The organism is Peribacillus sp. FW305-BF15 (genome assembly GCF_058783805.1).
In genome coordinates this window covers 38,310-55,615 of the sequence record NZ_JBYSYV010000002.1, presented here as the reverse complement: position 1 = coordinate 55,615, position 17,306 = coordinate 38,310, and the positions used below count along the sequence as shown (strand labels likewise).

The 17,306-nt window shown below is 37.2% G+C and carries 10 protein-coding genes; 3 read left to right on the top strand and 7 right to left on the bottom strand.

The features are described from left to right. Positions 1-165: 165 nt before the first annotated feature. Positions 166-2,124: an oxidoreductase gene (locus AC3WLU_RS01860; RefSeq protein WP_492596703.1), complete on the top strand. Its 1,959-nt coding sequence runs from the start codon at positions 166-168 to the stop codon at positions 2,122-2,124. Between the two features lie 163 nt (positions 2,125-2,287). On the opposite strand, the gene AC3WLU_RS01855 is transcribed toward AC3WLU_RS01860, so the two are convergent. From AC3WLU_RS01855 to AC3WLU_RS01845, 3 genes are all read right to left on the bottom strand, one after another. Continuing rightward, positions 2,288-3,346: a hypothetical protein gene (locus tag AC3WLU_RS01855; protein ID WP_492596702.1), complete on the bottom strand. Its 1,059-nt coding sequence runs from the start codon at positions 3,344-3,346 to the stop codon at positions 2,288-2,290. A gap of 331 nt (positions 3,347-3,677) precedes the next feature. Continuing rightward, positions 3,678-6,131, bottom strand: coding sequence for a DUF2357 domain-containing protein (locus tag AC3WLU_RS01850; RefSeq protein ID WP_492596810.1), 2,454 nt, complete (start codon positions 6,129-6,131; stop codon positions 3,678-3,680). Next, entirely contained in the window at positions 6,103-8,175 is a 2,073-nt protein-coding gene (locus AC3WLU_RS01845) for an McrB family protein (protein ID WP_492596701.1), read from the bottom strand. The genes AC3WLU_RS01850 and AC3WLU_RS01845 overlap by 29 nt, the downstream gene beginning before the upstream one ends. Positions 8,176-8,396: 221 nt before the next feature. On the opposite strand from AC3WLU_RS01845, the gene AC3WLU_RS01840 reads away from it, so the two are divergent. Beyond that, positions 8,397-8,819 carry a very short patch repair endonuclease gene (locus AC3WLU_RS01840; RefSeq protein WP_492596700.1) on the top strand — a complete coding sequence of 141 codons (423 nt, stop codon included), beginning with the start codon at positions 8,397-8,399 and terminating at the stop codon, positions 8,817-8,819. A gap of 132 nt (positions 8,820-8,951) precedes the next feature. Further along, positions 8,952-9,938, top strand: a complete 987-nt coding sequence (locus AC3WLU_RS01835; protein ID WP_492596699.1) for a restriction endonuclease PLD domain-containing protein — start codon at positions 8,952-8,954, stop codon at positions 9,936-9,938. Positions 9,939-10,235: 297 nt separating this feature from the next. Here AC3WLU_RS01835 and AC3WLU_RS01830 read toward each other — a convergent pair whose 3' ends face one another. From AC3WLU_RS01830 to AC3WLU_RS01815, 4 genes are read right to left on the bottom strand one after another with little or no spacing between them, the layout of a single operon-like run. Further along, entirely contained in the window at positions 10,236-11,960 is a 1,725-nt protein-coding gene (locus AC3WLU_RS01830) for an AIPR family protein (RefSeq protein ID WP_492596698.1), read from the bottom strand. 1 nt (position 11,961) lies between these two features. Then, positions 11,962-12,987: a PD-(D/E)XK motif protein gene (locus tag AC3WLU_RS01825; RefSeq protein ID WP_492596697.1), complete on the bottom strand. Its 1,026-nt coding sequence runs from the start codon at positions 12,985-12,987 to the stop codon at positions 11,962-11,964. Continuing rightward, entirely contained in the window at positions 12,980-15,799 is a 2,820-nt protein-coding gene (locus tag AC3WLU_RS01820; RefSeq protein ID WP_492596696.1) for a Z1 domain-containing protein, read from the bottom strand. The genes AC3WLU_RS01825 and AC3WLU_RS01820 overlap by 8 nt, the downstream gene beginning before the upstream one ends. 12 nt (positions 15,800-15,811) lie before the next feature. Continuing rightward, positions 15,812-17,299 carry an ATP-binding protein gene (locus AC3WLU_RS01815; protein ID WP_492596695.1) on the bottom strand — a complete coding sequence of 496 codons (1,488 nt, stop codon included), beginning with the start codon at positions 17,297-17,299 and terminating at the stop codon, positions 15,812-15,814. Between the last annotated feature and the right edge of the window lie 7 nt (positions 17,300-17,306).

The following is a 17,306-nucleotide window of genomic DNA, read 5'->3' as shown; positions in this document are numbered from 1 at the left end:
ACGATACTCATGAGCCATACCCTCTTTATCCAAGTAAAAAAACGATTATGAAACCACATTCCCCCAAACGGCATGGTTATTGCATATTGAACCTGTATAGGGATAGGTAGAGGCGGTTGCCCTCTATACTCTCATTCTATCTAACATTAGGGAGTGGTCATGTATATGGCTCAATTCAAGAATCTGTTTACCCAATTAACGATCGGTTCTACTGAATTAAAAAACCGGATCTTAAGTACAGCACATCAAACAAATCATGTCACTGACGGAATCCCCACCTCGGATATGGTCGCCTATCATGAAGCCCGTGCTAAAGGGGGCGTAGGATTGATCATCCTTGAAGCGGCATCCGTACATCCATCCGGGATGCTTACGTCCAAAACGATTGCAGGATATGACCAGAGAATCGTCGATGCCTACAAAGAGCTTTCCGAAACGCTCCATAAGTATGGAACGAAGGTTTTCTCGCAGCTATTCCATGGCGGACGGGAAGTCGTATCAAGCGACTATCGAAATGCAGCATGGGCGCCATCGGCCGTTCCCAGCCTGCGCTTCGGAGTGATGCCAAAACCAATGAGCTTGGAAGATATTGAAGGAGTGATTGAAGGGTTCGCCCATTCAGCACAGCTGGCAAAGGAAGGCGGACTTGATGGAGTCGAAATTTGCTGTTCACACGGATATCTTCCTGCCCAGTTTTGGTCACAGCATACAAATAAACGCAACGATCACTATGGCGGGTCTTTTGAAAATCGGATGCGATTCATCGTGGAAATCTTGGAGAAAGTATGGGAAAGAGTCGGGGAAGACTTTACCGTCGGCATTCGCATGAGTTCTGATGAACTGACGATGGACGGGACCACGATGAAGGATTCTGTGCAAATCGTCGAATATCTCGCGGAAAAAGTCCGTTTGGATTTCATCAATGTCACTGCCGGAGATTCAAGCACCTTCGAGGGATCAACACATATCGTGCCGCCATCACCGATCAAGCATGCATACCTATCTCCACATGGATTCAAAATCAGGATGGCAGGAGCCGTACCGGTCTTTGTCGGCAATCGAATCGTCGACCCCGTTGAAGCTGAGCAGATCGTATCAACCGGAAAAGCCGATGTCGTCGGAATGACCAGGGCCTTAATCGTCGACCCAGACATGCCCAACAAAGCAAAAGATGGCGACCTGCAGGCAATCGATGCATGCATCGGCTGTTTACAAGCCTGTATCGGTCACTATCATAAAGGACTGCCGATTGGCTGTGTCCAAAACCCGACAACAGGTAAAGAAGCATGGATCTTGCCAGAATTAGAGAAAACAAGAAACAAACAGAATGTTCTCGTGATCGGCGCAGGACCTGGCGGATTACAGGCAGCCATAACTGCGGACTACCTCGGTCATTCCGTTACACTGATCGATCAAAGCAAATCAATCGGCGGCCTGCTTCGCACCATGCGCAAAGCACCCATGAGGCATGAACTCGCAGAATCGATGCTCGATAACTATTCCCGGAAACTAATGAGAAGCAATATAAATGTGCAATTAGGCAAAAAAGCAACCGCCCAGGAAATATCCGAAGCGAATCCGGACGCCATCATCTGTGCAACCGGCTCACGGCCCTATACACCAGCCATCGAAGGAATCGATGACCCACGGATCATCATGAGTGATGACCTCTTCAGCTCAACTAAAAAAGTCGGGGACAACGTACTCGTATTCGACTTTGGCGGAGACTGGCCCGGCATGGAAGCAGCCATCTACCTAGCCGAAAAAGGCCACCAAGTCACACTCATATCATCACGACTGCACATCGGCGAAACCGTCCACCAATATCTCAGGAACGAATACCTAAAAAAACTATACAACCTAAACGTCACACTCCTACCCCATTACGACATCGGGGCAATCAAAGAAGATCACGTCATCATCCGGAACCTATTCACCCAACAAAAACAAGAACTAACCAACTGGGACTCCATCGTCCTCTCCCTTGGCCGCATTCCCAACACAGAACTATTCGAAGAAATGAAAGGCCATGCGCCCATTGTTAAACAGATTGGGGATTGCCTTGGTCCGCGGACGATTGAGGAAGCTACGCATGAGGGGATGATGAGTGTTATTAGTTTATAAAAAGAGAAGAGACATCCTTTGGTGGGGGGATGTCTTTCTTTTGATGATATAGGTCTGGCACGACTGGCTCATTGACATTAATCTTCTTATCTAACTCTGTTTATAAAAGAAGGCTGCCATTAAAAATTCCGGGGCACTCTTTCTAAGTAACCATGAAAGACTCCTATATTAAACTATCATTTAAACTCTTTAAAAAGGCATCTAATTCTTCTTCTGTTTTAAATTTAAAAGAATACCCATAATTTATTGGAGTTTGTCCTTTATTTAATTTCTTAGGAAATTGTTTTAAGGCAGTACTATGGTATTTACCATTACTTTTAAAATTCAAATTATTTTCGACAGTATTTGGATCCAATACAATACTTATTTCTTTATTAGTAAGTAAGTATAATACTTCTCCATTTTTTATACTTTTAAATTCTGTAGCCTTACTGGTTGCCTTTTTAAAATTAAAATTATTTCTTTTAAAAACCCTATATAATATCGCCATTTCTTCACTTATTGTCATTTTATCTTCTTCATTTAATTCGATTTGCTTTACTCCCAATACTTGTTGATTTTCTTGAGAGGATGCCAGAATTTCTTTTTCTTCGGTTGCAGCTATTTCCAATTGCTGCGGGCTGACGGCTTCAGTTATAGCTGCCTCAGTTTGCACCCGTTTCTTTTCCTCTTTTATAGCTTCCAACTGACGTTGAACCTCCAACCACATCTCATCCATCTTTTGCATAGTCTGATCTACATATGGTTTGATTAAGACATCTAAATCCTTCGCTTCTAATGGATTAGTAGTTTCTTGAGCCGTCTTAATAGGCAGCTTGTAAATAGGTTCTTCAAAATCATAGCTTATGTATACTTGCATATACCAAACACTGATCTCAAATAGAAATTTGTGAACCTGAAGCACATCAGTAATGTTCACTTCTTTTATATCATGTGCCGCTTTATTTCCTTTCTTTCTGATCCATTCTAATTTCAAATAAATATCTTCTTCAACCGCATTCTGGCGATATAATTTATGTATTCGTTCTGAGTGCTTGAGCGGATAGATATCCTCAAAACCCTCTTCTTTGCTAATAATCTTAACCAACTGTTCTGTATATAAACGAGCCTGTATCAATGATGCAAGCGGTTGATCCAACAGCTGATTTTCAATACGGCAAACAAGCTCGAATAACTCACTAGAAAATTGACCAACGAACTCAAATAAAGAATGATTATTCATATTTATCCCTCCTGTGGCCTTACTTTTCAAACATGGTACCTATTCATTTTTTAATCTAGTCTTATGTGAAATACCATTTGATTTTACCATATCTTCAAAAACGATAAGGACAATATACTTTCAATTTCACCTTATATTTCTTTAAAATAGATTGTTAAGATCCTTCTTCTTCGAAAGTATTTACCTGCCATCTCATCAGTTAAATAAGTGAGAATTTTTATATATTAATATCCTCATTTATAAATAAAAGAAGCCCTCTCCACAAATCAAATGGGTTAGGCTCCTTCACAATGTGCTGATTTTTGCAGTAGCTTTACAACTGTATAGTGGTTCAAAGCAAACTAAGAACTTCTCTAAATACTTTGGAAGGCTGATGTATTAGTAAATCTGTACCCAATACTCGTTCCTCACTATCATTCCTGATGCATAAGATTTGTTTCTCTTTGTCCAAATGGATTTCGATTCCTTTAAACGAGAAAGTCCCTACTCCTAAGGCTTCATCTAAAACCTTGTTATCCAAGTTAATCTCTATCTGATCAGAAATCCTTCTCAGTATCCTCCAAAGTGTGGTTTCCTGTTTGTTTTTCATGTACAGCTCAGGCAGCTCTTTCGCCTCGTTTAGTAAAGAAAGAGTTGTCATCATATACGTTGCTATGCCGTATTTTACAGGACGGATAATCTGCTTAGTATTCTTCCAAACGTCCACAAAGAAACGGACAGTATCTTCTTCAGTAGTGATTCGCTTGATTTCTCCATACTCTCTAACACCGTTCTCCCCAAGTTCTGAAGTCGTATAAAGTGCTACATATTTTGCTTCTTGCCAGCCCTTTTTTAGGCTATTAATTGGAAGCTGATAGTAGCCCTGCTGAATAAAGTCTCGATAAATTGCTTCATTCGAAACCGTTCCGACAAGTACTTTTTCTTCTAATGTAGATTCCCATTCCTCTTTCGTTCCCCTAGGTAATATCCCTTCACGCTGTATTTCCTCAGAACTTTTTTCAATGAGGCACTCTAGGAATCGCTCGACCATATGGGTAGCGTTTGGCAAAAACGGCAACCCACCAATATTAACTTGATCTATACTTTTATAAAAATGATGGTCTTCATAACTTTGCTCATCTGACCAAGGAAATAACACATACGCTCCAAAGGCTGTTCGCTCATATGGGCCATTACTCATCGAAACGAGTGAATCCCTATAGCGGTGCATCGTATTAATATCATCCTCCACCGGGCCCGGCGTTTTATAACGGGATTGATAATAGCTTTCAGGTTGCGCATAATCAATTCGGTATTTGGCATCAAATACATAATTATAGCGGTGATTCTTGCCTTTTTTCTCAATAGTCAACATCGAGTCAGGCTTTTGAGGAATGGTCGGTAAATCTTTCTCATACTTTTGATAGATTAGTTCAATCTTTTCCTTAGTTACTGGGTGCTCAAAGACTCGTTTAGCAGTTCGGTTCGCCTCTAAATTCACAAACAGCCCATCTCGGTTTACACTGACAATATCCTGACTCAACAGGGTATATTTACTGCTTAAAATTTGTCCTAGCTTTAAAAAAGTCCAGTATTCATATAACGTAGCGACATCCTTAACAGACATTTGATATAGCTTTCCTTGCAGCATAAGTCCTTTTGAGACAGTTAAATAAATTTGAAAGGCATCACGATAACCTGGTGCCATTTGCAGGACCAAACTCATTACCGATCGATCAAGTCTGCCAATCGAGCGCCAAAAGACATTGTTCTTCCTTGACTCAAGCTGCTGTTTCATTTGATTCAGCCGTAACAGAAGTTCCGCATCAGGTTCTTCCTTCCAGCGCTTATTCTTATTCATTAAAGCGCTCAACAAATCATCAAACTTATGAATCAGCCTGTCCATCATCCATTTCACATAACGATTTTCCATCGTATCGTAACGCAGTTCTTTTTTAGGCTTAACCCCTTCACGCGGCATCACTGTTTTCCCATTTATCCTAATTCCATTCTCCACTTCCATAAAAGACTGACTCCGTTTTTGCAAATACTTCCGTGTATAAGAATCAGACTTGCTGAGCTGATCGCCGCGCGCTTTTACATATGATGTTTCTAATATATGATGTGGCTGCCTCTCGATTCGATTTACAGCCTGAATAAACTGCTTAAAATGCTTCGTCATCAAACGATAGAATTCAGCCCTGCTTGGCTTTCCTTCAAGCTTGATGTTTGCCCCTAAATACGTTTTCCGGATAAAGTGAAAAGCCAAGTTGTAAATCTCATCATTCACTTCCTCAAGCAGCTGTCGATAATCTTTTTGATAATCCAATTTAACTGGAAAGATTTCAAGCGTTACTTCCACTAACGTTTGTGCACCCGAACGAACTTCAAAAGTCGTATATCCTACCTCATTTTGAAATTGGAGATTCCCTGTTAATAGAGACATACCACTCAATTCCATGCGAGATATTGCCTGGCGTAATAAAGGATGTTCATGGTAAAAGTCCAGATCTTGATTTTGTTTTGAAATGATAAGCACTTGATATGTCCCATTTTCAAAGAAAATCGGCCGCACCTGCAGGGAATCAGCTAACTTTCCTGTTTCGATATCATAAACTTCAACACTTTGAACGTCTTCTCCTGAAACAGAAAATTGCATGACATCATGATAATCCATCTTTCGATACTGCTTTAACCCCTCGTACCGGTAATGATACGGCTTTCCCTTAATCACCAATGAAAATGCCTCTGCCTCTATTTTGACCAAGTTGACATCATCAGGAGATCCAGAAGGATGTGAAGCCATCATCTCGTAACCTCCTAAGCATCTCTACTACTTTAGCGGTACTTTTCGGATATCTCGCCGTACGTATACTGATTTCATTACTTTCCTCATCATCGATATATTCTTTTGTAGTAAACAAACGATATAAACCCTCTAATAGCCTTTCTACCCGGGTATCACTGCCTGAAATACGCGGCAGGATCTTTTGTAAAATACAATGATCAAATGACATCTCAAAACTCATCAATTCACTGTCTTCGTTATAAGCAAGATAAAAACATATCTCATCCCGAACCCGATAACCGATATGGGCATTGGTTAGCTTCAAGGATTTATTAATATCTTCCAATTCAGCGGTCACCTTTCTAACAAGTTCCTGATTCCCCAAATAAAGATCCTTCAAGTGCAAATATTTGGACCGGAACATATGATCCTGAACCAATTTTGGTTCCACTTCTGCCTGCTCTTCCAGAAAAGCAAGATTCGATAATTCCACCCGGTTGAACTCAATCGTATTTGCCCGGTCGAGCACCTTTTTACTAAAAGGATGTGTCGTTTCATCCATATTGACCGTCCCAATAACATAAAGGTTCACAGGCAGCTTAATATCCCGCTTCGCCATTTCAGCAGAAAGAAGAGTAGACGTAACCATCTTCCCATCCTCCCACTTACGGCTCTCCATCACGCTCAACACATCGCTAAAATAATGCTCCACCCGTGCTAAATTCATCTCATCCAACAATACAAAATAAGGATCATCCGGATTCTGTTCCGCTTTTTCAATCACAGTCGTAAACGGACCTGGCTTAAAGTCTCCTTTAATATCCACATACCCAAGCAAATCCGACCCATCATTCCAATCCGGACGAATCGGTATCAATGTAAATTGCCCATTATCCTCAGTAGCCCCCACACTCTCCGCAAACCACTGAACAATCTTCGTCTTCCCTGTACCAGAAATACCGGAAAGGATAACAAATGGCTTTGTTTTCAGAGATAAAAATAAGTTCGTTACTTCTTCTAAAGTGTAGTAAAAACCTTTTGCTGTAATGTAAGAATGGATGTGGTTAATTAGGTCTTTGGAGGAGATTTTCATATAAGCTCTATCCTCTTCTTTCGTTAATATGATGGGATTATTTAATGAATAGCTAATAAGTTTATTTCTAATCTCTTCAGGAAATTTCCCAGAAAACCGCTCAAATAACCTATTTAAAAGTTCTTTAGAAACGGAATAAAAATAGCCTTGCTTAAGATCTCCATTACGGTCGAAAGGTCCATTTTCTTCTTTTATACGCCATTCCAATGGAATATCTTCTTTAGTAAATGGCGATTCTAAATCAAAATACTTCATCTCTAAAATTATTCCGTCTCTCTTCCATCCATGGCTGACCATTTCAGAGGGCTGATCTCCTGCCTCTGCATTTTTTTGAACAATACCAATTGATCTTACTTCTTGGAGAGAGTAACAGAATACTAGGTCACCTTCCTCCGCTTTCAATAAATCAGTATGATAGGATATTGCTCGATTTTGTTTTGACTTTTGCGGTGCCCATAAATACCCTCCCATTTTTTGCTCATTGTATGCTTTTCCTTGATTTACCCACCAAAATTTTGTTTCCTGTTTTTTATTTATTATTTTAACTTGATATACATATGGCCTATCAGTTTTATAAAAATCAATAAACTCAGCTGCTTCTGATGGTGTGATTACTGGCTTTTTGGACTTTTCTATTTTATGTTCAGAAATATATTTAAAGGAAGATTTAAATTGATGTTTCATCAGTTCCTTTAGTTCTTTATTTGAGTCATATCGGAGCTGTAACGCATCCTTGGATTCATCCCGTTTATTATTCACAAGATTTGCTAGATATGATTTATCATCTATGATTAATTCAACATTTTTCTTATTTCCATTTTTTAAGTACTCACCATTTGCATCTGCAAAATCCTCATGGAATTCAGACGGAATATGGGAGCCATACTCAAAAATTGACCAATCTACTTGTTTTCTGCCAATTAAATTTTTAAGGTTATCAACCTTTTCCCAACTTCTTACCTTTTTCATAAAAGATTCCACCTTGAATATTTTATTTTTAAAATTCGGGTTAAATAATTGATAAATTAATATATCTGCTTTCGGTCTTTTGACAAGTATCTTGATCTTAATACAGTACCCCTGGATACTATTCTATAATACAAGTCGTTTTGTATTTTAATTTTTGTTTGATTTTTTTTATAAATTGGGAACTATAAAATAAAAATTGAATTTGAAAGGGAGATTAGTTCATGACAGATAACCATACAGTTTCCCAAAGAAGAAAAAATATGCAGGCTATTAAGTCCATTTCTAAATTAGAAGAGATCGTAGCTAAGGAACTTTGGAGAAATGGTATTAGGTATAGAAGAAATGTTAAAACATTATTTGGAAAACCAGATATAGCTATAAAAAAATATAAAATAGTGATTTTTATTGATTCTTGTTTCTGGCATTGTTGCCCCATTCACGGAAACATGCCTAAAAGCAACTTGGATTATTGGGAGAATAAATTATCTAGAAATAAAAAGAGAGATGAAGAAGTAACTTCCTATTATATGGAACAAGGCTGGCATATTCTAAGAATATGGGAGCATGAAGTTAAAAAAGAATTAGATTTAACCATCCAAAAAATAATTAGAGAAATATGTAATGCAAAAGAACAAAACAAATGAAAATTTTATCTATATTAGTTTGATTTTTAGTTGATAGGGAAACAAATGATTATAAATTTTTTTATAAATTTCAAAAAATTTTCATACCTTTAAATGGAATTCTCAAGTGAATAAATTTGGAGGAGGTTTAAAATGTTTTTAACAAGCAAACTATTTGAAGCAATTTTTGAAAGACCCTATTATAATATAGGATTGAGGAAGTTACAAATTATTACTGGGTACGCTTCTTCTTCGTTCCTACATCATATTTTAGGGAAGTTACCAGAAATTCAAATTGAACTTATAATTGGTATGGCAAAAAAAGACGGCATAAACTTTTGGGACCACCAAGAATACATCAGACTAACAAGTGAAACCAATAGAGTAAAAGTTTATTACCTCGATAGTATCCCAGGTAATCATTCTAAAATATATTATTGGAAAGATGAAACACATTTTAGTTCAGGCGCTACTTTTGTCGGTTCAGCAAATTTTTCATGGAATGGTTTTAGGGATCAAAATGAATTGATGGTTCAAACCAACTACGCCTCCCCTGAAGAAGTCTTTAATGTTGGTCCTTTGATTGAATGTACAGAGAATATAGACCGAAAGATCAAATTACATACTGTAAGAGCCACAATCAGAACCCTAAAAGCACCTAATAAAGAGTTTACGGGAGCAGTTTTCTTAAAAAAACAATTTACAATGTTACCCTATGTTGATTTGCCGCTTTACAACGAAAGGACTAATAGTGTTCAACAAATAGCTGGGTTGAACTGGGGGCAAAGACTAGGCAGGGAACCTAATCAGGCATATATTAAAGTTCCTACCCAATTTAACAAGGACAATCCAGATTTTTTCCCTTCAAAGGAACAAGAATATACGATGTTAACAGATGATGGAGATAGTTTTGTGTGTGTTATGGCCCAGGAAGGCAGAAAAGCTATTGAAACAACTAGGAATAACAGTATACTAGGTCGATACTTTAGAGATAGATTAGGATTGAAACATGGAGTTAAGGTCGAGCTTGAAGATTTAGAAAAATACGGAAAACTATTTGTGAGAGTATACAAAATAGATAATGAAACATATTATATGGATTATAGTGTTCCAGAAAATTCTTATAATATATCCAAATAAAAACAGAGCCAATTAAATGGACCTCAAGCATGTTAGACAACATCTACCATGCTTGAGGTTCTAATTGGCTTACTAGATTGTTTTGTTGAAAATAGGTTAACTAAAATAGAAATGGTGTACCTGTTCATTGCCAACTTTCAACATCGCGGTTTCAGTAACCTTCATTTGTTTTTGTAAAACCCTAATTAAACAGTTCTTGCGCTACTTAAGATATAACTTAGCTGTTAGTTTTCTATCCACGATGCAGCTTAAAGGATGCTTAGTTACCAATGTAGATATCTCTGTTTATGATTGATCTTAACTTTGCTTATTATGTTTTTTTAATTTCTCTTGATAATTTATCCAACACTCTTCCTTTTTACACCAGGAAGTAATATTCGACCCAGTGACTGGCGGATTATTAATATGTTCCCACGTAATAGGGAGAAGTCTAGCAAGCTCATAAATCCATTTTTCAGGAACTGATTGCTGATTCCAAATATCCATTAGATCAATTTGATTTCCTTTTCCATAAGAAAGCGCGGCAAGGGTATATGTGACAATATTTATTTTATAACCAGGATACTTTGCTTCTTTCACTAAATCATCGCATTTTTTAAATAAAATTGCCATTGCGATCAATTGCTTATAAAAAGCTGTATCTATATCTACTACTGACTGCTCGATAAGCTCCATAAAAGCTTTAAAGTTGGATTCACCTCCATCACTTACTTTATGAGGATACTGTATCCATGACATGTAGAATTTCGCCACATCTGTTTTGCTGAGCAATTGCGATTTAGGATTTACTTTTTTGAATTCATTTTTCCTTGCAGGAGTTGTTTCCCTGCTTAAATCCACTAAATACTGGCCACGCGCACGTTCAAAAAACCATCGATTATTGGACTTCAGATTAGATACTGAAGGAACCCACGTAGTACGAGATAAGTTTTCTAGGTTGATGAGCGCCTCATGGTTTGCTTTTAAATCTGAATCTGAAATTTTATTTTGTGTATTTGCATACTCTGAAATTTTGGAAGTCATCATGTTCATCTTTTCACGTGATTTAATGACTGTTAATTTTATCTGTATATATACATTTCTTAAATCAACTTTATCGTCTTTCTTTGTATAATACAGAGATGCTGTAGTTTGCCCGCCATTCACAACTTGCAATCCTTTTATTTTATTGATCGTATAAAGACGGCCATCCGCTGAAACCTCTGCTTCAACTTCTTCGGCTACTGTTGAAATTCCATTATTATATGCGACAAACATTTCTTTTTCGGCACGCAGTGTATTTTTAATCCCTTTGTTCACCTTACCTCTAGACTGTAAAAAAGAGCGCACATTTCGTTCAATTAATCTTTGTCCCCATTGTTCATATAAAGTAGCTAAGGTATCCCCAGATATGTACCCGACAAAACAATCAAAATCATTGCTGCTTTCATCTACTCGAAGCATAGAAAAGCTTTTATGAGACAACTGTGTTAAATCAATTTCAATGGCTTCGACACCTTGTGATTCATTTACTAATTGAAATAAACGCTCTATATCCCAAATCTGATAAACAATCTCTTTCCCTTCAACCTCTTCGATCTCTACAGAAGCATTGCTTTTGTAAATGCGATTAGAAAGAATTAACACTTCGATCTCTGTCTGTTCATAATCTAATTCATAAATTAATTGTGCTAAAGGATAGTCACCTGCTATTTCTTCAATCACATTAACTAAATCTGTTCTTGCTTTTTTTATATATTTTAACGCACGCTTATACAGTTTCTGAATGACCGTTTTAGAAACTGATGTTCCATAATTAAAATTTTCGTAATCTGCAACAATGAAAATTAATTTATTGTGATCTCTGTCATAAGCATAAGCATTAGCTTGAATGCCTAATTGGGATCGGTAACTTAATTTAAAATCAGTAAATAGTTCATTTGCTTCTAAATATTCGCAAAAAGCATTAATGAACTTTTCTTCTTGATTCTGTCCGTCGCTGTGCAAGTCTTTAAATTCAATTACAAACTCTTGCAAATTCATATTATCCTACCTCAATTTTTCCCAGTAATCGATCTATTCCCAGCTTGAAATCCACGCAATGATCCAATGCTAAGGAGTATTCAACTTTAAATACTGCACTTGGCAGTTCACTTGATTTGATTATTGGAAATTGTTCTGTAATTTCATAAACCAATGTATCACGTACTATAAAGAAATCTAGTAAGCTGTTGTCCAGCAGTTCCACAATTATGCCTATATTCATAAGTTTTTGCTTAAACAATGTTTTTACATCATCTAAAAGAAGGCTTTCAATTTCTTCAATAAGCATTTTAATTGTTTTTCCTAGCTGTATATCTACCTCCAGCATGAAGCAGCATAGATATAATTGATAATCATCCGGCTTTTCCAATTGTGTATCACTCGATACACGTATAGAATATGGCTTTTGCTGAGTTGACGTTTTAATTTCAATGAATTTTTGTTTATATTGAAAATCTTTTTTAGCATAATCGGTTCCATACCAGCCGTTTAAAATTTGAATTTGCTGACTTTCTTCCATTTCGATTAAAAGGTGCTTCAAAAAAAGCAGTTCGCCAAACAATCCTTGTATTATTTGCTTGGAAATTGGGTTTCCTTCTATTTTATGAAAGAAATCTTCCCATTTCCTTAACACAATTTTAATTTTATCAAAAATACGCGGAAGCACCGTTTCGGTTTGGACTGATTTGCAAATGTCTTCAAAAATATGAATTATGATCTCATCATTAATATTCGCAAACTTGTTATTTTCTTTGAATATTAAAAACCATCTTTTCTCTCCATTCGCGAGAGTATTCACATGTTTTTCCTGTACAATCGATAATCCGTTCCATTTGGGAAAGCGGTCATACTCCGTACGTTCTATTGGTAATTTGATAGGGATAATAACGCATCGCTTATAATCTGCGTCTAAACCTGCAAGTACACTGGTTACACCCAAATCAAGCACTTCCTGAATTAAATATGCTTCATCTAGCTCTCTTTCCAGAGAAGCTAGATGGTCAAAAATCTTCTTTAATTCAAACATACTCTGCACCTACATCTTTTTCAATTACAATTGACTCGTTAATTACATAGTCAACTTCAGCTTCTTCAGATGAGGTTTCAGGTGTTACAATCGCAAAGGCGAATGGCTTACTTTCATTAGCATAAGTGAGATCACCGACTAATTTGCTGACACCTTCAATTTCATTATTAAAAGGATATAGGATAAGGAGTGCATCCGTTGGTTTGCGTAAAGCCCGGATCTTTAATGCTGTTGTCCCTTTTGCTTTCTTTTCAGCCTTGTCTCTATCTTTAATCTCCTGTGCTTTTTCAGCCATTTCCTTAGAGAAATCGAATAACACATGTTCTCCTGAAATAAGAGTTTTAAGAGATGTTAAATGATTATTAATTTTATCTTCTATTCCTGTCCGTTTAATGCCTCTTTGAAGAGCAATACTCCTTGTAAATACCTCTTCCTCACCGCCTGTATTAATTAATACAACCGTCCAATTTGTAAGTTCCCTTACTTCACTTAAGCTTCTTACATACTTCCCGATATACTTACTGTCTGCCCTTGTTGCACTTGCAACAGTCTGATACTTCTCTAAGAAATTAATTATTGGCTGAGCTTCGACACCCGTCCAGAAATAGTGGCTAGAGTTTTGTTGTGCAATTCGCATATCTATTTGCGGATTCATTTCATACTGTTCGTCAATTTGTTCAATTAATGCACGCGCAGCTGAATAGTTCTGTTTATAGAATTGCTTATCATCAATTGGAAACACTGTCGTTTGAATCAACTCATTGCTGTAATTTACCTTCATTTGTTTTGCTGAGCGCATTTTATTCTGACTTGTGATCAGCAAGTTCGGGTGGGAACGCACGCGCAATAAAAACTCTTTCGGTTCTGCTTTAATTTCAGCCATATAATCAAGCTGGGCCCTTAGATCATCTGTCGCTTCTGCTACGTACTGGAACCAGCCGACAAGGTCTTTCGTAGTATATAAACGGCACACATCTAAAAAGTTTTGGCGGAATCCAAACCATCTGCCCATTTGCATAAGTGTGTCATACATTTTACTAGCCCTTAAATAATAACTTACTGTCAGTCCTTCAAGAGTTAACCCTCTTGAAAGTTTATCGCCGCCAATAGCGATGACATTTAACCCTTTGTCTTCGTAATCAGCGTACTCCAAAACATCCGCACTATTTCCATTAATACTCATGACCGAAATAGATTTGATAGCACCTAAAATTAAAGGATTAATTTCGGACCATTCCGCAGTAAAGTAATCATCGAATTGGTCCGGAAACATTTTTTGAATCGCATTTAATTTTTGTGCATTATACTCATCTTCAAATTGCTTTTTAATTCCTTTATAATGCTCGCCTCGTCCTTCACCATTTTCGACGTCTTCTAAAATCTCCTTTCGCATAGCGCTAACTAGTACTTTGATTTTCTCCTGAACGTCTTTAAATCGAGTAACATGTATCAGCATAGAGTTATGCTTTTTTTCCTGCCCGCGATGACGGCGAAGTGCAATCGCTAAAATAAAAGAATACATTGCTTTTTTGAGTGTGTCCGGAATTTTAACAGGTTCAAATGTTTTTTTATGCGGATAAGGTGCAAAATCTTCATCATAATTAATCTCTCTAACAAAGGGCAATTTGCCCGTATCCCCGTCTGTTTTCAAAAAGTATTCTGCAGGTCCCACATAGTTAAATGCTTTTGGCAAGTTAACTATAAAATCTTGAGGAAATAAATCCTGTCCATGCATTTCTGTTGCAGCATCTTGATTAATCAATACATTCGCAAACGGTGTGGCAGTATACCCCAAATAAGCACGCTGACTGAACGTTTTATAGATTTGACGGATATAGCTATTAATAGCTTTAGGATCATACTCTTCTAGAATTTCACCATTTTCATCATATATATTTGATGTATCAATTGAAGCTTGATCTGCTTCATCATCAATAATGAGAATTGGTACATCGTGTATAATCTTATATCCCTTTTTCCCTTCACTGTCTTCCTCTGATACATATAATGCCTGTGGACTCCTCTGACAGGCTTTCAATAATTTCTCTAACACAGTTTTATTTTTCTTTACAACCATAATCTGTTTATTGAATGTTAGGGCTCTTTTAGATTGAAAATCACCCTGTTCAGTACGGTCAGTGGGTGAATCAACTTCTAAGATGTAGTGGCCTGGCAGTGTACCTACACCAATACGATTTTCTTTGTTTTGCGAGGTATGCTTAACACTATTTTCATAACCCAGTACTTCAGCATCTAAGCGCATTTGTGTTTGGGTACGCAAATCATTATGCATACCTGCTAAAACTATAATTAATTTATATCCAGCATCAAAAGCTTTGTTAATTAGTCCTGTAAAATGGGCAGTTTTCCCTGATTGTACGTAACCAAAAGCCAATCCGCGGCGGTCAAAAGAGCGACCTTTTTCCATAGGATCTTCTAAAAGCTCTAAAATCGTATCAGTAGAATCATCCAGCTTATTTACAACATCCAAAGCCCAATTTTTCTTTTGTAACAAGTATTTTCGGTACCGATTCCAATAATTAAATTCAATGTGTTCCTTCTTTTCTTTGTACCAAGCTTTATGGTTCACATCATCTTTGTTTGCTAATAAAGCTCCACTTTGAGCACTTGGTTTTAAACTTGTAATTAACTCATCGATAGCACGCTGTTTATCTGCCTCAGTTAATGATACAAACATCGGAAGAGCAATCGCTTGTTCAACAGCTGGCGGCACAACTATATTTGGTTGTACTCCGTCATTTAATGGCTTTTCGATCATTCGTAACACTATATCCTTTAGTACGTCAATCATTTGTAGCCCTCCTTACCAGTTTTCTACAATAAATTTCTTTAACTCTTTAGGATCAATTCTGCTAAACGTTTCAAAAGACAAAATATGCTGGATTATTATGTCTTGATTATTTTCTGTAGTATCTTTAAGCAACTGTGTAATTTGAAGCACATTTTGCTGCTGTTCCTTATCAAGCTCGATATACTTTTCTTCCGCTTTTGTAGGATAGGCGTACAAGTTGCCAGGGCTATATTCTTCAAGTAGTAAAAAATAGTAGTCTAATTTATTGTTAAGTACGTCATCAAGTTCTTTTCTAATCTCTCTCAGAAGAGTATGTTTCTTGTTAATCCGGAAGTGAATACCTGAGTTTTTGGATACTTGCTCCCATAAATATTCATCTTGATAAAGCTGTAATTTTGATCTTCCTCCAACACCTGTCACGGTACGGCGGTAATAAACTTCATGTGATAATCTACGTGCTTCTGCACCAATTTTCTCCAATATAGCTTTCATCTCGGACGGCGGCGTTGCTTTAGACTTCTTGATATCAATATTCCATTCAAAATCAGCATCATTTTGTATATCGATCTCGATACGGGCTAAATTGGCGCTATCTTCTCGGTTGAATAAACCCAGCCAGCCGCCGCTGATCAGCATGCGTTTGTTGCGATAAATATAAAATCCTTGCTGAGCGCTCCAGCCTTTTGGCCCGCCTGCCTGCTCATACTCCTGTTCTGTTAATTTGGAAAAGTGGGGCAAGATAGAAATACGTACACTTACAGGGCTGTTATAGATCATATATTGATCCACAGGTCTGATTAGAGTGGCAAAAGATTTATTGAAAAATGGATCCCACCCCTCAACTAAATTTCCATTTAAAGATATGTAAATCTTTTTATCAATCCTGCTCAAATAACGATGAAAAATCATCCCTAAATGACTTCTTACTTTGCCAATCTTATTGAAGAAACTTTTTTGTTTGGCCGTTGAAAAGGGCTCCTTCACTACTCTGTCTAATTGTTCAATCAAAACAACGGTACCTGACTCCGTCTCTATATCCCCTAATCTTCCAATAGATACTTCATCCCGAGGGAACAAAAATATCTCCCATTTATTCTCTTTTGCAATATAATCTAAATCCCAGCATCTTATATTGGTTGCTTGGTTTTTTTTGGTTAAGACAGTCAACCTTTTTCCGAGTGAAAAAGAAGCTGTTTTTAATCCCATCCCGAAGCGCCCAAGCTCACTCTTGTTGCGAATCGATTCAGGATTTTTAGATCCTAATTTCATAGCTGCAGTTAATGTTTCCCTGTCCATTCCTAACCCATCATCTACTATACGGATAAAGCTTCCATCTTCATCCCAATTCATTGTAATATCAATATTTTTGCACCCTGCATCAATGCTGTTATCTACAATATCAGCAATTGCTGTCTCTAAATCATATCCAATTGATCGCAGTGACCCTATTAGTGGAGCTGCACTTGGAATTGAAATCTCTGTATCTTCTATCTTAGTCATACTATCA

Excerpts from the sequence above, each read along its gene's own strand:
- AC3WLU_RS01860 (WP_492596703.1), top strand. The coding sequence starts at position 166 with ATGGCTCAATTCAAGAATCTGTTTACCCAATTAACGATCGGTTCTACT.
- AC3WLU_RS01855 (WP_492596702.1), bottom strand. The coding sequence starts at position 3,346 with ATGAATAATCATTCTTTATTTGAGTTCGTTGGTCAATTTTCTAGTGAG.
- AC3WLU_RS01850 (WP_492596810.1), bottom strand. The coding sequence starts at position 6,131 with ATGGCTTCACATCCTTCTGGATCTCCTGATGATGTCAACTTGGTCAAA.
- AC3WLU_RS01845 (WP_492596701.1), bottom strand. The coding sequence starts at position 8,175 with ATGAAAAAGGTAAGAAGTTGGGAAAAGGTTGATAACCTTAAAAATTTA.
- AC3WLU_RS01840 (WP_492596700.1), top strand. The coding sequence starts at position 8,397 with ATGACAGATAACCATACAGTTTCCCAAAGAAGAAAAAATATGCAGGCT.
- AC3WLU_RS01835 (WP_492596699.1), top strand. The coding sequence starts at position 8,952 with ATGTTTTTAACAAGCAAACTATTTGAAGCAATTTTTGAAAGACCCTAT.
- AC3WLU_RS01830 (WP_492596698.1), bottom strand. The coding sequence starts at position 11,960 with ATGAATTTGCAAGAGTTTGTAATTGAATTTAAAGACTTGCACAGCGAC.
- AC3WLU_RS01825 (WP_492596697.1), bottom strand. The coding sequence starts at position 12,987 with ATGTTTGAATTAAAGAAGATTTTTGACCATCTAGCTTCTCTGGAAAGA.
- AC3WLU_RS01820 (WP_492596696.1), bottom strand. The coding sequence starts at position 15,799 with ATGATTGACGTACTAAAGGATATAGTGTTACGAATGATCGAAAAGCCA.
- AC3WLU_RS01815 (WP_492596695.1), bottom strand. The coding sequence starts at position 17,299 with ATGACTAAGATAGAAGATACAGAGATTTCAATTCCAAGTGCAGCTCCA.